This window comes from Streptomyces sp. NPDC001828, from assembly GCF_042892175.1.
In the GTDB taxonomy this organism is placed as follows: domain Bacteria; phylum Actinomycetota; class Actinomycetes; order Streptomycetales; family Streptomycetaceae; genus Streptomyces.
On record NZ_JBIATV010000001.1, the window covers coordinates 472,004 to 490,647 of the forward strand.

The following is an 18,644-nucleotide window of genomic DNA, read 5'->3' on the forward strand; positions in this document are numbered from 1 at the left end:
AGCCGGGAAGGGGGAGGGGCGAGGGGGTGGCGAGCCAGGCTGTGATGCTCCGTCAACTTCGCTGACTGTCAGGGCATTTGAGAAGGGCGGCGGGCGGGAGCGCGCCGCCCGCCGGGTGGCCCGGCTACGGGGTTTCGCGCAGGTACAGCGCGCCGCAGGTGTGACAGAAGGGGTGGGCGGTTTCCGTACCCCAGGCGTCATCGGGCTGTTCCTCGGCGCCGGGGACCAACTCGGCGCCGCACATGGCGTGTTGCTCCTCGCCCCGGACCATGTGCCATTCCTTGAGGGTGTCGGTGTCGGGGAGTCTTTCGGCAACGATGTGATGGCGCACTGGTGGCTCCTGTTCCGTCTCGGCCCGCGCCCGGCCGCCCGGCCGCGGACGCCGGGTGGACCCCGGCCTTTCGACCCTGTCACCGGTACCACGCCGACGCATGCGGAACACCTGCCGGAGGTGACACCGCGCCGCGGCCGGGCCGCTTCCGGCGCCCCGACGGCGGCCGCCCCCTGGCCGCCCCACGGCGGCCCCCGCCGGTCACGGTGGCCGAGAGCGGCTCCTCCGTTCGGTGCACCCGCTCGCGAGCAAGATCGTGCCCGGGGAGGATTTGCCCGGCTGGGGCCCCTTGCGACAGTTGGGCCCGGTTGCCGGCCTCACCCGGTTGCCCGACCGAAGGGAAGACCCCATGTACTTATCCCGCCCGGACCGCCGTCGCGCCCGCGTCGCCGGAACCACCGCGGCACTGGCGATGGCTCTCCTCGCGACCGTCGGCCCGGCCCAGGCCGCGCCGGCCCCGCCCACGGCCGTCACCGGCTCCGCTCCCGGTACGACGGCCGCCGCCCCGGCGGGCCTCGACCGCAAGGCGCTCGCCGCCTCCCTCGACGCGGTCCGCGCGGCGGGCATGTACGGCGCCGTGGCGTCGGTCCGGGACGGCGGTCAGGAGTGGCTGGGCGCCACCGGCGTCGCCGACGTCGACACCGGACGGCCCATGCGGCCGCGGCTTGAGCAGCGCGTGGGCAGCGTGACCAAGGCGTTCACCTCGGTGGCCGTGCTCCAGCAGGTCGCCAAGGGCCGCGTCGACCTGGACGCCCCGATCGGCCGCTACCTGCCGACGACCGTGCCCGGCGAGCGCGGGCGGGCGATCACGGTACGGATGCTGCTCAACCACACCAGTGGCATCGGCGACTACGTCCTGGGCGCGTTCCCCTCGCTGGCGCGGAACTCGGCCAGGAGTCTGGACGACTACCGCTTCCGCCACATCGGGCCCGAGGAACTGGTCCGTATCGGCCTCGCGGCGGCGCCCACCGGCAAGCCCGGCGAGACGTGGTCGTACTCCAACACCAACTACATCATCGCCGGGATGCTGCTCCAGAAGGTCACGGGGGAGGACCCCGAGGCCTACATCACCCGCAACGTCATCAAGAAGGCCGGGCTCCGCGACACCTACTTCCCGCGCTCGCCGTATGTGTCCGGGCCACACCCCAAGATGTACGAGTCGTTCTACGGGCTCATCGACCCGCCCCGCGACTACAGCGTGTACGACATGTCCTGGGCCGGGACGGCGGGCGCGCTCGTCTCCACGACGAGCGACCTCAACGACTTCTACCGCACGCTGCTGCGCGGCCGGCTCCTGCCCGCCGCACAGCTCCAGGAGATGCGGACCACGGTTCCGGTCCTCGACGAGAACGGCACCACCGTGATGCGGTACGGCCTCGGCATCTACGCCTTCGACCTGCCGTGCGGACGGTTCTGGGGACATGACGGGGCCGTCTTCGGAGCCGGTACGGCCGTCCTGTCCAGCCCGGACGGCAAGCGCCAGATGTCCCTCGCCCACAACCTGATGAAGTATCAGAGGGTGGGCCCGGACGGGAAGCTGGAGCCGAGCCCGATCGACGAGGCGTTCAGCGGGTTCTATCTCCAGGCGCTGTGCGGAACGGGCGCGGGAGAGCGCTCGGACCAGCCCGTCGCGCCCGCCGTACCCCTGCCCCGCATCCAGGACCTGGCTCCCGCCCTGGCCCCGCGCCACTGACCCGCCTGTGACCGACTGCCCCTGGAGACACAACTGACTCTGTTTCCAGGGTAGTTGGGCATGGCCTGATTCGTTCGGGCCGTGTTCCCAACGGCCGCCGCCGTCCGCATGCTCTGGCGAGGATCGGGGGTGGCGAGAGAAGGGACGGGCACACGATGACCGACGACCGGCGGACCGGCTCGGGAGCGACCGGCGGGGTGGGAGTGACGGACACCGTCGCCATGCCCGGGATGTCCCGGTTCGATGCGATCTACGACCAGCCGGACCCGCGAGCCTACTTCCGGGCGCTCTGCCCGCTCGGATACCGCACGCCAGGCCATGCCCAGCGGGTCTTCCGACGGCTGCGCACGGCGCTCTCGCCGGCCGGGTCCGCACCTCTGACGGTCCTTGACCTGTGCTGCTCGTACGGGATCAACGCGGCCCTGCTCAACCACGAGGTGACCCTGGACGACCTCTACGAGCGCTACACCTCGCGCGAGGCCGCCGCCAAGACTCCGGCCCAACTGGCCGACTGGGACCGGGAGTTCTACGCCGCCCGGCGCCGCGGCGACCAGGTCCGCGTCATCGGGCTCGACCGGGCGCCGCGTGCCGTCGCCTACGGGCGGGCCGTCGGGCTGCTCGCCGAGGGGTTCGCCGAGGACCTGGAGGAGGCGCCGCCGAGCCCGGCGCTGCGCCGCGCGGTACAGGACGTCCGCCTCATCACCGTCACGGGCGGCACCACCTTCCTGTCGCAGCGCACCTTCCGGCCGCTGCTGTGCGCGGCCCACGGACCGGTGTGGGTCGCCGCGTTCGTGCTGCGCACCAGCTCGTACGACGACATCGCGGGCGCTCTCGCGGCGTTCGGCCTCGCCACCGAGCGGACCGGGACGACCTTCCCGCAGCGGCGCTTCACGGACCGGGCCGAACAGCGCTACGCCGTGGACACGGTGACCGCGGCGGGGCTCGACCCGGCGGGCAAGGAGTGCGACGGCTCCTTCCACACGGCACTGCATCTGTCGCGCCCCACCAGTGACGTGGTGATGATCCCGCTCGACACCCTGGTGCCGTAGCGCTCGGGACATGCCGCTGCCGCCCCACGGTTCGCGGGGCGGCAGCGGACGGGCTGGATCAGCCGCGGGCCGGGGCGTTCGCCGCGGTCACGTTGACGGCGGCCCAGGCCTTGTCCACCGTCTTGTACTCGGTGCTGCTCGCGCCGTAGAGGTCGGCGGCCGCGCTCAGCGTGGCGGTGCGGGCGTCGTGGAAGTCGGTCGTGGAGACCATGTACCGGGTGAGCGCCCGGTAGAAGATCGCCGTCGCCTTGTCCCGGCCGATGCCGGCCACCGTCGAGCCGTCGTAGGTCGGCGAGTCGTAGGCCACGCCGTTGATGGTCTTCTTGCCGCTGCCCTCGGCCAGCAGGTAGTAGGCGTGCGAGGAGACGCCGGAACCCGCGTGCACCTCGGTGTCGTACGACGCCTTCGACCAGTAGTCGACCGTGCCTTCGAGCTTGTCGAGGGACGGCTTGTCGAGGCGGCGCAGGAACTTCTGCTGGAGGCCGAGCTTCTCGCCCATCAGGTAGTTGGGCGGGTTGTTCGGGTTGTTGGTGGTGAACTCGACGTTGCTGCCGAAGATGTCGGCGAGCGACTCGTTGAGCGAGCCGGGCTCGCCGAACTGGTTGTCGTCGGCGTCGACCCGGGTCGGCTGGAGGTTCGCCGTCGCGTCCACGACACCGTGGGTGAGCTCGTGGCCGGTGACGTCCAGGACGACGAGGGGCTGCGCGAAGGTCTGCCCGTCACCGTCGCCGTAGAGCATGCAGCCGCAGTCCGAGGACCAGAACGCGTTGCCGACCTTGTTGCCGAAGTGCACGAGGGCGTGCGCGCCGGCGCCGTCGTTCTTGATCCCGTCGCGGCCGAAGGTCTTCTTGTAGAAGTCCAGGGTGCTGGTGATGCCGTACTGCGCGTCGACGGCCGCGGTGGCGCGGTCGCTCGCCCTGCCGGTGCCCCAGCGGTCCGTGGTGCTGGTGAACGCCTTGCCGCCGGAGAACTGCTCCAGCTCCTTGTTGCCGGCGTCGCGGGTCTCGGTCTGGCCGCGGCTCGGGTCCTTCAGCGTGAAGGAGCTCTTCGCCGTCTGCGTGGTGATCAGCGGGACGCTGCCGACGAACAGGGACTGGCCGGTGCCGTTGGCCTGCGCGGGGAAGCCGGTCGCCCTGGAGGAGGCGAGCGGGGCGGGTGCGGCGGTGCCGAGGGCGGGGTTGAGCTTCTGGCCGCTCGCGCGGAGCTTCTCCTGGACCCGGGGCGACAGGAAGGAGTCGCTCGCCGGGGCGTTGCTGAGGACCGCGCCGCTGGCCGCGTCGATGACCACGGTGCGGGAGCCGGACTCGGCGGTGGAGCTGTCCGTCACCTGGATCCGGTAGGCGAGGGCCGAGCGTCCGGCGCGGGCGTCCACCACGAGCTGGGCGGCACCGGCGGTGCCCTTCGCGGTGGCGGCGGCCTTCGCCTGGGCCTGTCCTGCCGTCAGCTTGGCGCTGGTGGTGGCGACCTCGACCTGCTGGCGCAGCGCGCGGGTCACCCCGGTGTAGGCGGATCTCTTGTCGAGGTGGATGACCAGGTCGCCGCCGAGGACCGGGAGGCCCCGGTGCGAGCGGACGAACCGGACGTGCTGCTTTCCGTCCGGGTCGACGAGGACGTCGGTGGCCTGAAGCGTGTCGTCCTTGCCGACCCCGGTGGCCGAGGCGTGGGTGACGGCGGCGGTGCGGGCCGCGTCGATCACCGGCTGGAAACCGGCGTTCGCGGCGGGGGCGGTGGCCCCCGGGGCGGACGGTGCGGCGAGGGCCGTGGCCCCGCCTCCCGCCGTGACGGTGAGGGCCGAGGTGACGGCCAGGGCTATCGCCAGGCTGCGTATGTGGGGTGTACGCACGGTGGTAGGTCCTTAGAGGTGCGGGGGCGGTCGGCTCAACAACCACCCGTACGCACGGTGCTGTTGTGCACCGCGGGGACCATGAGGTCCCGGCCGGAACCCTGCTATGCCTGGCATGAACATGTAAAGAGGGATGATCGACTTTCTGCGCTCCCGGAACCCAGATTTAACAATTGCTGGTGTTCGAGGTGGCCAGAAGGTGTCCAACTTCCCGTTCACCGGCCCAGATGCGGGATCGGGCGCATCGGTTGCCTCGGCGGCGCACGTTCGTTCGCTTCTACGACGACGTTTCGTCGGCTTGCCGAACGAACCCGTCGCGTACGGCTGTTGCCGACCGGAACCGGACGAAGTTCGCCCTTTTCCGGCGTACGCCCCGCCCGTCACGGAAAGGTAGGGCCCGTGCCAACGGACGACGAAACGGCCGACGGATTCGCAGCCGAGCTGCGCCGCCTGCGAGGCCTGCGCAAGGTGTCCCTCACCGGGCTCGCCCGCTCGATCCACTACAGCAAGGGGTACCTCAGCAAGATCGAGAACGGTGGCAAGCCGCCCACCCTCGACGTCGCCCGCCGCTGCGACGAGGTCCTGGAGGCGGGCGGCGCCCTGCTGCGCCTGGTGGCGAACCCGCCGGCCGTCCCCGCGGCCCGCACCGCCCACGGCGGCCCCGCCGAGACCGCCCTGTGCCCCTACCGGGGGCTCGCCGCCTACGGCCCGCAGGACGCCGAGTGGTTCTACGGCCGGGAGAGCGCCACGGCCGAGCTGACCGGCCGGCTCGCCGAACGGATGGGCCGGGGACCGCTCGCGGTGGTCGCCCCCTCGGGGGCCGGGAAGTCCTCGCTCCTCCAGGCCGGGCTGCTGCCCGCACTGCGCCGGGGCGCCCTTCCGGTACCCGGATCCGACCGCTGGCCGGTCGTGGTGTGCACCCCGACCGCCCATCCGCTCAAGGAACTTCTGCGCTGCGCGGCCGATGTGCTCGGCGCGGCCGGCGCGGAGATCACCCCCGAGGCGCTGGCCGCGCGGCCCGGCGCCCTGCTCGACGCCTCGGCGGCGCGCGGCGGCCCGCCCGGACTCGTCCTCGTGGTCGACCAGTTCGAGGAGGCCTTCACCCTCTGCGAGGACGACCGGGAGCGCCGCGACTTCGTCGCCGTGCTGCACGCGCTTGCCACCGCGCGCACCGCCGACGACGGCGCCGCGCAGGCCGCCGTCGTGGTCGGCCTGCGCGCCGACTTCTGCGGCCGATGTCTCGACCACCCCCACCTCGTGGAGGTCTTCACCCACGGCCTGTTCGCGCTCGGCCCGATGTCCGGAACCCAGCTGCGCCAGGCCATCACCGGACCCGCCGAGCGAGCCGGACTCAGCCTCGAACCCGGCCTGGTGGAACTCCTGTTGAGGGACCTCGGCACCGACTCGGCGGCCTCCGTGGGCTCGCTGCCGCTGCTCGCCCACGCGCTGCTCGTCACCTGGCAGCAACGCACCAGCCGCACCCTGACCGTGGCCGGCTACGAGACGACCGGCGGCATCCACGGCGCCGTCGCCCGCACCGCCGAGTCCGTGTACGCCCGCCTCGACCCGGCCGAACAACTCACGGCCCGCCAGCTCCTGGTCCGCCTCGTCCACGTGGCGGACGACAGCGCGCAGACCCGCAAACCCGTAGAACGCGCCCTCCTGCTCCGGCAGTTGAGCGACCCCGCGCACGGAGCCCGCGCGCTCGACGCCTTCGTGCGGGCCCGCCTCGTCACGGCGGGCAGCGAGACGGTCGAGATCACCCACGAGGCACTCCTGCACGCCTGGCCGCGCCTGCGCGGCTGGATCGACGCCGACCGTGCGGGCCTCGTGGTGCGCCAGGAGGTCTTCGACGCCGCGACCCAGTGGGTACGGGCCGGCCGCGACCCGAGCCTGCTCTACCGCGGCAGCCGGCTCGCGGCCGTGCGCGAGCGGTCGCGCCACGCCCACGACCGCAGCCAACTCGGCCCGGAGGCAAGGGACTTCATCGAGGCGTGCGAGGCGGAGGAGGGACGCGGGGAGCGCGTGGCGCGGCGCCAGGTCCGCGTCCGCCGCACCCTGCTCGTCACCCTCGCCGGACTCCTCGCACTCGCGGTGACGGCCGGGGCCCTCGCCCTCCAGCAGAGCCGGCGGGCCCTGGAGCAGAGCCGCACCGCCCAGTCGCAGGCGCTGGCCGTGCGCTCCGGCGCGCTCGCCGCCGGTCAGCCGGAGGCCTCGATGCTGCTCGCCTCCGACGCCTACCGCACCGACCGCACCCCGCAGGCGCGCGGCGCCCTGCTCAGCACGCAGGCGCAGTCCTTCGAGGGACGGCTGCGCGGCCACGCGGGGCCCGTCAACTCCGTCGCGTTCAGCCCCGACGGCCGGACCCTCGCATCGGCGAGCTCGGACGCGACCGTGAAGCTCTGGGACACCGCGAGCCACCGGGCCACCGCGACCCTGACCGGCCCCACCGGGGAGGTCACCTCCCTCGCCTACTCCGCCGACGGCGCGCGCCTGGCGACCGCCGGCGAGGACGGCACCGTGCGGCTCTGGGACGCGGGCACGCACCGCATGACCGCGACCCTGGCCGGGCACCAAGGGCCGGTCCGTTCCGTGGCGTTCAGCCCCGACGGGCGCACCCTCGTGTCCGGCGGCGTCGACCGCACCGTACGCCTGTGGGACGTGCCGGGCGGCACCTCGCGCGCGGTGCTGCCCGGCCACGGCGACGCGGTGATGTCGGTCGCCTTCGGCCCCGACGGGCGGACGGTGGCCTCCGCCTCCGCGGATCGCACCGTACGGCTCTGGAATGTGACGGGCAGTCAGCCGTCGATGGTCCTGACCGGCCACAGCGACCAAGTGCTCGGCGTGGCCTTCAGTCCCGACGGCCACACCCTGGCGTCCGGCAGCGCCGACCGCACCGTACGGCTGTGGAACCTGCCCGACGGAACGGCACGCGGCGTCCTGACCGGGCACAGCGACGACGTCAACGCCGTCGCCTTCACGCGCACCGGTGACACCGTCATCAGCGCCGGCGGCGACGGCACCGTCAAACTGTGGGACGCCGTCAACCACCGCCTCGTCGCCACCCTGTCCGGCCACACCGACTACGTCCTGGCCGTCGCCGCCGGACCCGACGAACGCCTGGCCACCGGCGGATTCGACCAGTCGGTGGTGCTGTGGGACCCGGGCCGCTCGGCGCTCACCGCCCGGCCGTTCACCGAGGCCTGGCAGTCCGCGTTCTCACCCGACGGCAGCCTGCTCGCCTCGGCGCAGGCGGACCGCACGGTACGGCTGTGGGACGTCGCCCACCACCGCCTGCGCGCCACGCTGACCGGCCATGACGGCTCGGTGTTCGCGGTCGCGTTCTCACCCGACGGCCGCCTCGTCGCCTCCGCCGGTGCCGACCGGACCGTCCGGCTCTGGGACACGGCGACCGGCCGCGCGGAGGCGACCCTCACCGGCCACACCGGTTCGGTGTTCGCGCTCGCCTTCTCGCCCGACGGGCGTCTGCTCGCCTCCGCGAGCGCCGACCGCACCGCCACCCTCTGGACGGTCGCCACCCGGCGCCCGTACGCCACCCTCCGAGGCCACGGCGACTTCGTCAACGCGGTCGCCTTCAGCCCCGACGGACACACCCTGGCCACGGGCAGCGACGACCTGACGGTCCGTCTGTGGGACGTGCGCGACCCCACCGGCGGGCCGCGCTTCGTGTTGCGCGGCCACACCGGCTCGGTACGGTCCGTGGCCTTCGCCCCCGACGGCCACACCCTGGCCAGCGGGGCCAACGACGGGACCGTGCGCCTGTGGGACCCGGCACGCCGCACCGCGACCCGGACGCTCGCGGGACACAGCGGATCGGTGCGCGCGGTCGCCTTCAGCCCCGACGGCAAGACCCTCGCGAGCAGCGGCAGCGACCAGACCGTACGCCTGTGGAACCCGGCCGGCTCCGGACAACTCGCCACCCTGAGCGGCCACACCGGAGCCGTCTGGGGCGTCACCTTCGACCCGGGCCTGCCCGGCACGCTGGCGAGCAGCAGCAACGACGGAACCGTACGGCTCTGGAACACCGACGTACCGCGTCAACAGGGCGAGGTGTGCCGTCTGTTGGGCGACACCGGCCGCGACCGGTGGGCGCGACTGCTGCCCGACCTGCCCTACCGGCCGCTGTGCCCGCCCCCCGACTGACCCGCACGCCCACCGCGTTTCCCAGGTGTTTCCCGTTTCCCGACGGCACAGGAGACACCCGGGTCCTCGACAGCGACCCCCTGCGCGGCCCAGTCTCGAACGCACCGCGACAGATGATCCCGCTCCGCACCGGAGCACCTCGCGGCCGACCGGGCAGCGACCCGGCACACGACCGGGCAGCGACCCGGCACACGTACGACGAAACGGGGAACACACACATGCACCACACCCTTGCCAGGGCGCGACGGACGTTCGTCGCCGCGGGCATCGTGGCGGCCTGCGCCATCGTGCCGACCGCCCAACTCTCCTCTGCCACAACCCACTTGCCCGCACCGGCGGCCCGGGCCGCAGCGGCCGCCGGCGGGTGCGACGTGCTCGCTCCCGGCGCCTCGGCCACCGCGGAAGCGGCGGTCCGCGCCGCCTGCTCGCAGCTCGGCATCTGGTACACGTGGGGCGGCGGCCACGGCCCGCAACCCGGCGCCACCTACGGGCAGGTGGACCCCACCGACCCGGCCAGCAACCACGACCCGGAGCGGCTCGGCTTCGACTGCTCGGGCCTGGTGCGGTACGCCTACGCCCGGGCGACCGGCCAGGACGTCCTGGCCGGCACCGCCAACAGCCAGTACCACTCCTCCCGGGTCACCGCCCGCTTCGGCGCGGCCCAGGGCACCGGGCCGCTGCTGCCCGGCGACCTGATGGCGTGGGGCGGCGCCAACTCCATCCACCACATCGCGGTCTACCTCGGCGCGGGCAAGATGGTCGAGGCCCGCCAGTCCGGCACCCATGTGATGGTCAGCGACGTGCGCCTGGGCGGCGACTACAACGGCGCCGTACGCATCGGCGGGACCCCGGACCAGAACGGCACCTTCTCGACCTGGGGCACCGATGTGTGGACGCACGCCGAACCGTCCACGACCAGCGCCCGGGTCAACAAGTTCGCGGGACCGACGCGGGTGAAGGTCGGCTGCCAGAAGCACGCCCAGCTCGTCGAGGCCGACGGCTACCGCAACGACGCCTGGTCGTACCTGCCCGACTACAAGGCGTGGATCACCAACATCTACATCCAGGGACCGGCCTGGCTCGACGGCGTCCCCACCTGCGCCTGAACACCCGGCCCGGCACCCATGGCGCCACACACCACCCTCGCGGCCCGCCCCATGCCGGCACCGCCCCTCACACACCGCACCTCACACACCGCGCTTCACGCGCCACGCATCACACCTCACGCACCACACCCGTCACTCTTCAGGAGCTCGCAGTGAACACTCGCAAGAAGATCGCCCTGTTCCTCTCCGCCACCGCGCTGACCGCCGGCCTCACCGCGACCGGCCTGCCCGCCGCCGTCGCCGCACCCGCCAAGGCCGCCGCGCCCGCCGCCGAATGCGGGGTCCGCTCGGACGGCCGGCTGTACTGCGGCAACGCGGTCGGCGCGAAGGGCTACGCCGACCGCTCCTACCGCTCGGCGACCCGGGGCACGCTCAACACCGGGTTCAACTGGTTCGTGTGCTGGGGCCACGGCGACCCGCACCAGGGCCAGAACGACATCTGGTACTGGACGCAGCTCGACAACGGTGCCTGGGGCAACGTCCCCGCCGTCAGCCTGCACACCGGCCAGGACCCGGCCCCGGGCCTGCGCCAGTGCTGACCCCGGCACCACACTGAAGCACCGGGCCGCCCGTCGATCCCCCGACGGGTGGCCCGGCCACATGTGTGGGGACGCCATGTTCAGGCGCTTCATACAAGGGGTGCCATGGGGTGGGAGCGTGACCCGGCGCGCGCACCCCGCGAAACTGCGGGCGAGGCGGGGCTGAGGGAAGCTGGGAGGAACGGATGTCGGCTCGTCCGCACGGCGGGCGCACGCGCGGGAGGTGTCCATGGACCCGGTGGCGGCCCTGAGGCGGATCGCCTTCCTGCTCGAACGCGGCCAAGGCGCCACCTACCGCGTCCAGGCCTTCCGTACCGCCGCCGCGGCGATCAGGGAGATGCCCCCGGACGAGCTCGCGGCACGCGCGGCGGTGGAAGGGCGGCTCGAATCCATCAAGGGGATCGGCCCGAAGACCGCCCAGGTCGTGCGCGAGGCACTGGCCGACCAGGTGCCGGCCTACCTCCAGCGCCTCGAGTCGGAGCTGGAGGCCGCGGCGCCCCTGGCGGCGGGCGGCGAGACCCTGCGCGCCGCACTGCGCGGCGACTGCCATCTGCACTCCGACTGGTCGGACGGCGGCAGCACCATCGACGACATGGGCGCCACGGCCGCCGAGCTGGGCCACGAATGGGCCGTACTCACCGACCACTCGCCCCGCCTGACCGTCGCGAACGGGCTGAGCCCCGAGCGCCTGCGCGACCAGCTGGAGGTGGTGGCCGAACTCAACGAGCGCTGGGCGCCGTTCAGGCTGCTCACCGGCATCGAGTGCGACATCCTCGACGACGGCTCGCTCGACCAGGAGGACGAGCTGCTCGACCTGCTCGACGTCGTGGTCGTCTCCGTGCACTCCAAGCTCCGCATGGACGCCGCCGCGATGACCCGCCGCCTGGTCGCGGCCGTCGGCAACCCACTGGCGGACGTCCTGGGCCACTGCACCGGACGCCTCGTCACCGGGCGCGGCCGCCCCGAGTCCGAGTTCGACGCGGACGCCGTCTTCGCGGCGTGCGCCGAGGCGGGCACCGCCGTGGAGATCAACAGCCGCCCGGAGCGGCTCGACCCACCGCGCCGCCTCCTGAGCCGGGCCGTCGAGGCGGGCGTCCTGTTCGCCATCGACACCGACGCCCACGCCCCGGGACAGCTCGACTGGCAGATCTACGGCTGCGCCCGCGCCGAGGAATGCGGCGTCCCACCGGAGCGCGTCATCACGACCTGGCCGATGGACGACCTGCTGACCTGGACCCGCACCCGAAAGGTCCCCTCGGGGGTGGCCGGGCGCGGGTGAACGGGCCGGCCCCGCGCGGGCGAAACGGCCAACGCGCGCGAGAGCCGGGGCATCCACCTCGTAGTGGGTGAGGGCCCCGGCTCCCGCGGCGTACCGCGAGCGGCGTCAGCCGCGGTCGGTCCCGGCGTCGCGCATGGCCTGCTCGGTCCGCTCCTGCTGCTCCTGCGCCTGTCGGCGCGCGTCGGAGTCGCCGGAGCGACCGGAGATCTGCTCCCGCGTCCGAGCCGCCTTCTCCTTGGCCTGCTCGGCGGCCTGCTGCGCCTTGTCCCGGAACTTCTCGGCCTTACCCATCGAGATTCACTCCTGCGTGTGGGGGGATCCAACCCCTTCACGGTGCCACGCCCCCTCACCCGGCGCGCGTCGAGCTGTGACGCACCGTGATCCGTCGCCGGGGGCTGGGTCACGCGGCTCGACAGGGCGAGGGGGAGCCGGCGCCGGAGTGGTCGGCGCCCCGCTCCACGTGCCGTAGGGTGGAGTCATCGACGCGGGGTGGAGCAGCTCGGTAGCTCGCTGGGCTCATAACCCAGAGGTCGCAGGTTCAAATCCTGTCCCCGCTACGGAACTTCGGCCCCCCGGCACCCAGTGCCGGGGGGCCGAAGTGTGTGCCGGGCACATACATGGGGGTATGCCACCTGGACGCACCGTGCTGTGACTCCCCTGTGGGCGCGGCTCGTTGGGGCCGCCGCGCGCGGGGGAGTGCGCGCCGGGAGACCTGACGGTGTGTCGATGTCCGCGTTCTGTTACGCGTTGAACTACTTGCCTCAGCTGGTGCGGATCGGGTCCAGAGTGTGGCTGTCCGGCAACGAGAAGAGCCGGACCTTCGCACCGCCGGACGGTCGAGCAGACCCTGCACACCGTCCTGAACTGGGGGTTTCCATGTCCGCACGTTCCATAGCCCGTGTCTTCGCCGTCCTGGCCGCCGGAGCCGCACTGGCCGGGACCACCGCCCTGCCGGCCACCGCCGCCCCGCGCTCGCCGATCGCCTTCGGTGCCATCCAGTACGACAGCCCCGGCAAGGACGACGGCTCGCAGCGCAGCCTCAACGCCGAGTGGGTCACCGTCAGCAACACCGGCCGCTCGTCCGTCAGCCTCAAGGGCTGGACGCTCAGCGACCGCAGCCACCACGTGTACACCTTCGGCGCCTTCACTCTGGGCGGCCACACCTCGGTGCGCGTGCACACCGGGATCGGCCGCAACACCCGTGGCGACGTCTACCAGAACCGCCGCGCCTACGTGTGGAACAACACCGGGGACACCGCCACCCTGCGCGACAGCCGCAGCCACGTCGTCGTCACCAGGTCCTGGGGTCGCCACTGAGCCTGTGATGCGCCAAGTGACGGGCGTATGAAGGGAGTTGACGACCGCCGGCACCTCGGGAGGGGAGTGCCGGCCGTCGCCGTCGCCGCGCCCGCCGCGCCCGACCGGACGAGCGCCGGGTCACCGCCGGGAGGGGATTTCCTGATGAGCGAGCGGCGGTGGGATGATGGCGCAATGTCTGATCGTGTTGTTGTTGCCGCCTGTGATGGTGCGTCGAAGGGTAACCCGGGCCCAGCGGGATGGGGCTGGGTCATCGCCGGCCCGGAGGGCCGGCCGGAGCGCTGGGGCGCGGGCCCGCTCGGCACCGCCACCAACAATGTCGGCGAGCTCACCGCCCTGGAGCGCCTCCTCGAAGCGGTGGCGCCGGGCACCCGCATGCAGGTGCGGATGGACTCCCAGTACGCCATGAAGGCGGTCACCCAGTGGCTGCCTGGGTGGAAGCGCAACGGGTGGAAGACCGCGGCCGGCAAGCCGGTCGCCAACCGTGAACTCGTCGAGCGGATCGACGAGTTGCTCGCCGAACGGGATGTGGAATTCATCCATGTCCCCGCGCACCAGGTGGGCGGGGACCCGCTGAACGCGATCGCCGACCAGGCCGCGAGCGATGCGGCGACCTCGCAGCGGGCCGCCGGTACCGCGCTGGGCGACCAGGAGTTGCCGGTGCCGGCCCCGGCTCGCGCCACCGCGACGCGGGCCAGGCCCGCCGCCGTGCGGGGGACATCGTCCGCGGCCAAGCCGGCCTCCTCGGGGAAGCCGCGGACCATCAAGGCGAAGTTCCCGGGCCGCTGCCCCTGTGGGCAGCCGTATGCCGCGGGTACTCCCATCATGAAGCGCGAGGGCGGCTGGGGCCACCCGGACTGCGGCCCTGTGGCATGAGGCACGGGGCCCTGTCACCTCGTGGGTGGGTGGCTCCGCAGATGGCTCCGGGATGGCCGGCCGGTCCGGCTCCGCACCGGGTCAGCCGGTGGTCGCGGGGGTGACGGCGTCCTCCCCCTTCTTGGCGTCGCGGCCCGCCGACTCCTTCGGGGTGGCGGTGTCGGTCCCGTCGGGAGCCGTGTAGAAGACGGACCGGTTCTGCCGGGTGCGCTGCGCCTGCCCCTTGGCCACGAGGTTTTCGAGGGTGTTGCGCACCACGGTGCCGGCGATGTTGCGCTGCGGGTGTGCGTCGGTGAGGCCCGCCGTGATCTCGGCGGCCGAGCGCGGCTCACCGCTCTGGGCGAGGTGGCTCGCGACGAGGTCCCGCAGGGTGGGGGCGTTCCCGGACGCCTTGGCCTTGGCGGCCGGCTGGGCCTGCTTCTTCGGGGCGCGAGCTGCGGACTTCGCCGCCTTGCGCGCCTGCGGGATCCGCGGTGCGGCGGCACCGGCGGTCTTCCTCGCGGCCTTGTCCTTCGCCTTGGCCGGCGCGGGGGAGCCGGGGCCGATCGCCTGCTGCATGGACGCGAGCAGTGCGTGGTTGTCCTCCAGGACGCTCAACTGCTCCTGGAGCGTGCTGATTTGGCCGGCGATCTGTTCGCGTTCGGCGACGTTGCTGTCCAGGTCGCTCTGGATCTGGGCGGCGTACTGGGACTGGAGCGTGGTGCTGTCCGGCACGAGTCGTTCCTCCGGGGGTGTGTGCGTACGTGATTGCTGCCGGATGTTACGCGCCTCCCCTGTGTACGGGCACCCACTTGACAGTAGATGAGACCGCTGAGGGTGATGAAGTGGTGCGGCGGTGGCCCTGATAGGCACATCGAGTGAGGTCCGGCCCTGAGGTGTGGGTGTTGTGTATGGGCCGGATCGTGTGGTGGGGGCGGTCCGATGTCACTCCGGTGCCGTGCACCTGAGTTCGCGCTCGCCCAGGGTGCGGCGCACACATGCGGCGACCACACTGCCGAGGCTTCCGGTGTGGGCGAGCAGCGCGCGCTGGATGAGGGCGCCGTTGCCGTGGGCGAGCAGCTCCGCCGCCGTCTTGCGCGCCCAGGCGAGGTCCCCGCTGTCTTCGAGGGCTTCCCGTACATGGTCGAGCAGTGCCTGTACGACATTGGGTGCGGGCACCGGCCGCATGGTCTCCGGGTGCAGGAGATCGCCTTCGAGGCCCGAGCGGGCGGCCCGCCACGCGGCCAGGCGCAGCAGTTGCACCCCGTGTCCCACCGGCGGCAGCCCCGCGCGCCAGTCACGGGCGGCGGTCTCGACCAGTGCACGTCCCAGACATGCCACGAGGAGGGTGGTGGTGGACTCCAGACACACATCGGCGACCCGGATCTCCACCGTGGGATAGCGGTGGGAGAGCCGGGCGTCGAAGTAGATCATGCCCCGGTCATGTACCACCCCGCTCGTCACCATGTCGTCGACCTGGGCGTGGTAGCGCTCGGCCGAGCCGAACACCCCGGTGGGTCCGGACATGGGCCAACGCCCCCACACCCGGCTGCGGTAACTGCTGTAGAGGGTGTCGTTGCCCTGCCAGTACGGGGAGTTCCCGCTCAGCGCGGTCAGGACGGGCAGCCACGGCTGGATCCGGTCCACTACCGCGACGCCCTCGTCGTCCGATGCGACCGACACATGCACATGGCAACCGCAGGTGAGCTGTTCCTGGGTGGTCAGACCGAACTGTTCCTCCATCCACTGGTAGCGCCGGCCCACGTTGACGGCCGGCCGCGCGGGCAGGGGAGAGGTGGCGAGGGCGGCCACCGCCGCCCCGGCCTCCGCCGCGTGCCGGGCCGCCTCGCGGCGCCAGCGCATGATCTCCGCGCCGAGTTCGTCCATGTCCGTGTGGGGCCGGGTGCCGAACTCCAGCTGCTGACCCTGGAGTTCACCTTCGAAGGTCTTCGCCGACGCACCGCCTCCGGCGGCGGCACACTTGGCCAGACGGGCCAGCACCTCCGAGGACAGGGCACAGGGGTACCCGGTGCCCGGGTCGACCAGGAGCAATTCCTCTTCCACGCCTACGGTGCGCAAAATGACGCTCCCATCCTGTCCGAGCGCCCGTCGGGCGGCACGGGTAAACGGCCGGGGGCACCAGCATGCCCGGCCCGTGCCGTTCGCGGTTCCCGGTGCGGGGCCCTCTTTCGGTCACACCGCGCGCGGCCCGGCACCCTCCGCCCCACCCGTCCGAACGGCACCCACCACATCACCCGGGCACCAGCCGTCCCGCCCCGCCGGACACGCCGCCGTCCGGGGTGAATCCCCGGCGGGCGGGCGCGCCCACGGTATTCCTTGGGCCAGCGCGGGTGGGGGAACGTGCCGCCCGCGCGCCCCACTCACGTCACGATGTAGGAGATCTGCCGATGCGCGTAAGTCTTGTCGCCGCCGGGGCCGTCGCCGCCGCCGGAGCCCTTCTCGGTGTGGCCGTCGGCCCGGCCGCCGCCTCCTCCGGAGCGGTGTCGGCCGATCCGACGGGAACGGTCTCCCGGGACGGCACCATCGCCCTGTCCGGTACCTACCGCTGTTCCGCGCCGACCGGCCAGGGCCCGGTGCTCGTGGCCAGCTCGGTGGGGATCGTCTCGGCACAGGGCGGCACCGTGCGGTACGGCCTCAACGGCATCGCCGCCCAGTGCGACGGCGCCGAGCACACCTGGGTCAACCGGGGGCGGCTCGGCACCGGGCCCGCCCCGCAGGCCGGGCCCGTCGACGTCCAGGCGACCCTCGTGCAGCTGGTCATGCGCGGCGGGCTTCCGCTGCCCTCCGTCATCGCCGCCGACCGCCGCCAGGTGGAGCTGCGCCCCGCCGTGGAGTGACGGCCCGCAACCCCGACGGCTGAGCGCGCGCAAGGTTGCCCGCGCAAGTGTGGGGACGGTGAGTTTCGGACATACCTGCATTCATGGGGGCCAGGGGTGCGCTCTTCCCCGGAAAGGCTCGCTCCCCAGTGCTGGAAGTCCTCTGTCGACAGGTGTCAACACCTGTAATTCATACGGTGGTTGCCCTGATCTGGCCGTTGATTCTCTTGATCCACTACCAGAATGGCATAAGAAACGACCGAAAGTGTCCTGTTTGTTTTGACTCCTGATCGGCCTGAGGTGAAGGTCTCGTGCATGTCCCCTTCGTCCCAGGCCGCTTCCGGTGGTCTGCTCCGTATGCGCGATTTCCGCCTTCTGCTCGCCGGAGCCGCGGCCGGGCAGGTAGGCGCCCAAGTCACGCTGGTCGCGCTGCCCCTGGTGGCCGTGCTCGAACTCGACGCACCCGCTTTCCAAGTGGGACTGCTCACCGCCGCGGAGACCGCCGCGTTCCTGCTCATCGGACTGCCGGCCGGGGCCTGGGTCGACCGGATGCGCAAGCTGTCACTGATGATCCGCGCCGACCTCGTGCGCTCCCTCGCCATGGCCAGCGTCCCGCTCGCGGCGGTCGCGGGCGTGCTGACGATGCCTCAGTTGTACGTCGTCGCACTGGTCGTGGGCGTCGCGACGGTCTTCTTCGACGTGGCCCACCAGAGCTATCTGCCCCAACTGCTGCCCCGGGAGCACCTGGTGGCGGGAAACGGGGCCCTGGAGACGGTACGTTCCTCGGCGCAGGTCGCCGGGCCCGGCCTCGGCGGCGGGCTCGTCCAGCTCGTCGGCGCGCACTTGGCGATCGTCGCCGACGCCATCGGCTACGCCATATCCGCCGTGTTCCTCCTGGCCATCCGCCGCCCCGAAGCCAAGCCCGAACCGGTCCCCGGCGCCTCTCTGCGCAAGGAGGTCGGCGAGGGCCTGCGCTTCGTCCTCGGCCACCCGCTGCTGCGTGTCATCGCGGGCGCCACCGGCCTCGGCAACTTCTTCACCGCCATGCTCATGGCCACCCAGACCGTCTTCCTGGTCCGGGTCCTCGGCCTGGCGCCCGCGGCCGTCGGCGTGATGCTCTCCGCCTCCGCCGTGGGCGGACTCGCCGGCGCGCTCTGCGCGGGCCGTCTGGCCGCCCGCTTCGGCCAGGCCCGCATCATCTGGCTCTCCGCCCTGGCCACCGGCCCGTTCGCCCTGCTGTGGCCGCTGTCCGGCAAGGGCGCCGCGGCCGCGCTCTTCGCCCTCGCCTCCGCCGTCGTCTTCTTCGGCGCCGTGGTCTACAACGTCGCGCAGGTGAGCTTCCGTCAGACCCTGTGCCCGCCACGGCTGTTGGGCCGCATGAACGCCACTCTGCGCTTCCTCATGTGGGGCACCCTGCCGCTCGGCGCGCTCGTCGGCGGCGCCGTCGCCGACGCGTCCGGCGCGCGCACCGCGCTGTGGATCTGCGCCGTCGGCTTCCTCGTCGTCCCCCTGCCGCTGCTGCTCTCCCCGCTGCGCCGCATGCGTGAACTCCCCGACACCCCGCACCCCGAGGACGACGACCGCCAGTTCGCGTCCCCCGGCCACGACGAGAGCGTTCCCGTCGCCTGACC

15 protein-coding genes and 1 tRNA gene are annotated in these 18,644 nt (G+C 72.6%); 11 read left to right on the forward strand and 5 right to left on the reverse strand.

The annotated features are described in order from the left end of the window. Positions 1 to 124: 124 nt before the first annotated feature. A complete protein-coding gene (locus tag ACFYZA_RS02230; protein ID WP_382584473.1) occupies positions 125 to 331 on the reverse strand; it encodes a hypothetical protein in 207 nt (68 codons plus the stop codon). 349 nt (positions 332 to 680) lie between these two features. On the opposite strand from ACFYZA_RS02230, the gene ACFYZA_RS02235 reads away from it, so the two are divergent. Together ACFYZA_RS02235 and ACFYZA_RS02240 are read left to right on the forward strand one after the other, a co-directional pair. After that, complete coding sequence (locus ACFYZA_RS02235; RefSeq protein ID WP_388486381.1) at positions 681 to 2,024, forward strand: serine hydrolase domain-containing protein; 1,344 nt, start codon at positions 681 to 683, stop codon at positions 2,022 to 2,024. 155 nt (positions 2,025 to 2,179) lie between these two features. Beyond that, positions 2,180 to 3,073 carry a hypothetical protein gene (locus tag ACFYZA_RS02240; RefSeq protein WP_388486383.1) on the forward strand — a complete coding sequence of 298 codons (894 nt, stop codon included), beginning with the start codon at positions 2,180 to 2,182 and terminating at the stop codon, positions 3,071 to 3,073. Positions 3,074 to 3,131: 58 nt separating this feature from the next. On the opposite strand, the gene ACFYZA_RS02245 is transcribed toward ACFYZA_RS02240, so the two are convergent. After that, the gene (locus tag ACFYZA_RS02245) at positions 3,132 to 4,916 is read right to left on the reverse strand and encodes a M4 family metallopeptidase (protein WP_388486386.1); all 1,785 of its coding nucleotides are present in this window, start codon (positions 4,914 to 4,916) and stop codon (positions 3,132 to 3,134) included. 399 nt (positions 4,917 to 5,315) lie between these two features. Here ACFYZA_RS02245 and ACFYZA_RS02250 point away from each other — a divergent pair, with 399 nt between their 5' ends. The 4 genes from ACFYZA_RS02250 to ACFYZA_RS02265 all read left to right on the forward strand — a co-directional run bounded on the left by ACFYZA_RS02250 (position 5,316) and on the right by ACFYZA_RS02265 (position 12,004). After that, on the forward strand, positions 5,316 to 9,080 hold the full coding sequence (locus ACFYZA_RS02250) for a helix-turn-helix domain-containing protein (RefSeq protein ID WP_388486388.1): 3,765 nt from the start codon (positions 5,316 to 5,318) through the stop codon (positions 9,078 to 9,080). 218 nt (positions 9,081 to 9,298) lie between these two features. Beyond that, positions 9,299 to 10,186 (forward strand): C40 family peptidase, encoded by an 888-nt coding sequence (locus ACFYZA_RS02255; RefSeq protein ID WP_388486390.1) that lies wholly within the window; start codon positions 9,299 to 9,301, stop codon positions 10,184 to 10,186. Between the two features lie 152 nt (positions 10,187 to 10,338). Beyond that, complete coding sequence (locus ACFYZA_RS02260) at positions 10,339 to 10,725, forward strand: hypothetical protein (RefSeq protein ID WP_388486392.1); 387 nt, start codon at positions 10,339 to 10,341, stop codon at positions 10,723 to 10,725. A gap of 229 nt (positions 10,726 to 10,954) precedes the next feature. Further along, positions 10,955 to 12,004 (forward strand): PHP domain-containing protein, encoded by a 1,050-nt coding sequence (locus ACFYZA_RS02265; RefSeq protein ID WP_388486394.1) that lies wholly within the window; start codon positions 10,955 to 10,957, stop codon positions 12,002 to 12,004. A gap of 105 nt (positions 12,005 to 12,109) precedes the next feature. Here the strand turns inward: ACFYZA_RS02265 and ACFYZA_RS02270 are convergent, their stop codons facing one another. Then, positions 12,110 to 12,295 (reverse strand): hypothetical protein, encoded by a 186-nt coding sequence (locus ACFYZA_RS02270; protein ID WP_382584450.1) that lies wholly within the window; start codon positions 12,293 to 12,295, stop codon positions 12,110 to 12,112. Positions 12,296 to 12,487: 192 nt separating this feature from the next. On the opposite strand from ACFYZA_RS02270, the gene ACFYZA_RS02275 reads away from it, so the two are divergent. From ACFYZA_RS02275 to ACFYZA_RS02285, 3 genes are all read left to right on the forward strand, one after another. Next, positions 12,488 to 12,561, forward strand: a tRNA-Met gene (locus tag ACFYZA_RS02275). Positions 12,562 to 12,880: 319 nt separating this feature from the next. Beyond that, positions 12,881 to 13,321, forward strand: a complete 441-nt coding sequence (locus ACFYZA_RS02280; protein WP_388486397.1) for a lamin tail domain-containing protein — start codon at positions 12,881 to 12,883, stop codon at positions 13,319 to 13,321. A gap of 174 nt (positions 13,322 to 13,495) precedes the next feature. Beyond that, positions 13,496 to 14,197: a ribonuclease H gene (locus ACFYZA_RS02285; protein WP_388486399.1), complete on the forward strand. Its 702-nt coding sequence runs from the start codon at positions 13,496 to 13,498 to the stop codon at positions 14,195 to 14,197. Between the two features lie 81 nt (positions 14,198 to 14,278). Here ACFYZA_RS02285 and ACFYZA_RS02290 read toward each other — a convergent pair whose 3' ends face one another. Further along, the gene (locus ACFYZA_RS02290) at positions 14,279 to 14,911 is read right to left on the reverse strand and encodes a hypothetical protein (RefSeq protein ID WP_388486402.1); all 633 of its coding nucleotides are present in this window, start codon (positions 14,909 to 14,911) and stop codon (positions 14,279 to 14,281) included. A gap of 210 nt (positions 14,912 to 15,121) precedes the next feature. Next, positions 15,122 to 16,255 carry a glutamate--cysteine ligase gene (locus tag ACFYZA_RS02295; RefSeq protein WP_382584438.1) on the reverse strand — a complete coding sequence of 378 codons (1,134 nt, stop codon included), beginning with the start codon at positions 16,253 to 16,255 and terminating at the stop codon, positions 15,122 to 15,124. Positions 16,256 to 16,584: 329 nt separating this feature from the next. Between ACFYZA_RS02295 and ACFYZA_RS02300 the strand changes: the two genes are divergently transcribed. Beyond that, positions 16,585 to 17,034: a DUF6299 family protein gene (locus ACFYZA_RS02300; protein WP_388486404.1), complete on the forward strand. Its 450-nt coding sequence runs from the start codon at positions 16,585 to 16,587 to the stop codon at positions 17,032 to 17,034. 294 nt (positions 17,035 to 17,328) lie between these two features. Beyond that, entirely contained in the window at positions 17,329 to 18,642 is a 1,314-nt protein-coding gene (locus ACFYZA_RS02305) for an MFS transporter (protein WP_388486407.1), read from the forward strand. Positions 18,643 to 18,644 lie beyond the last annotated feature (2 nt).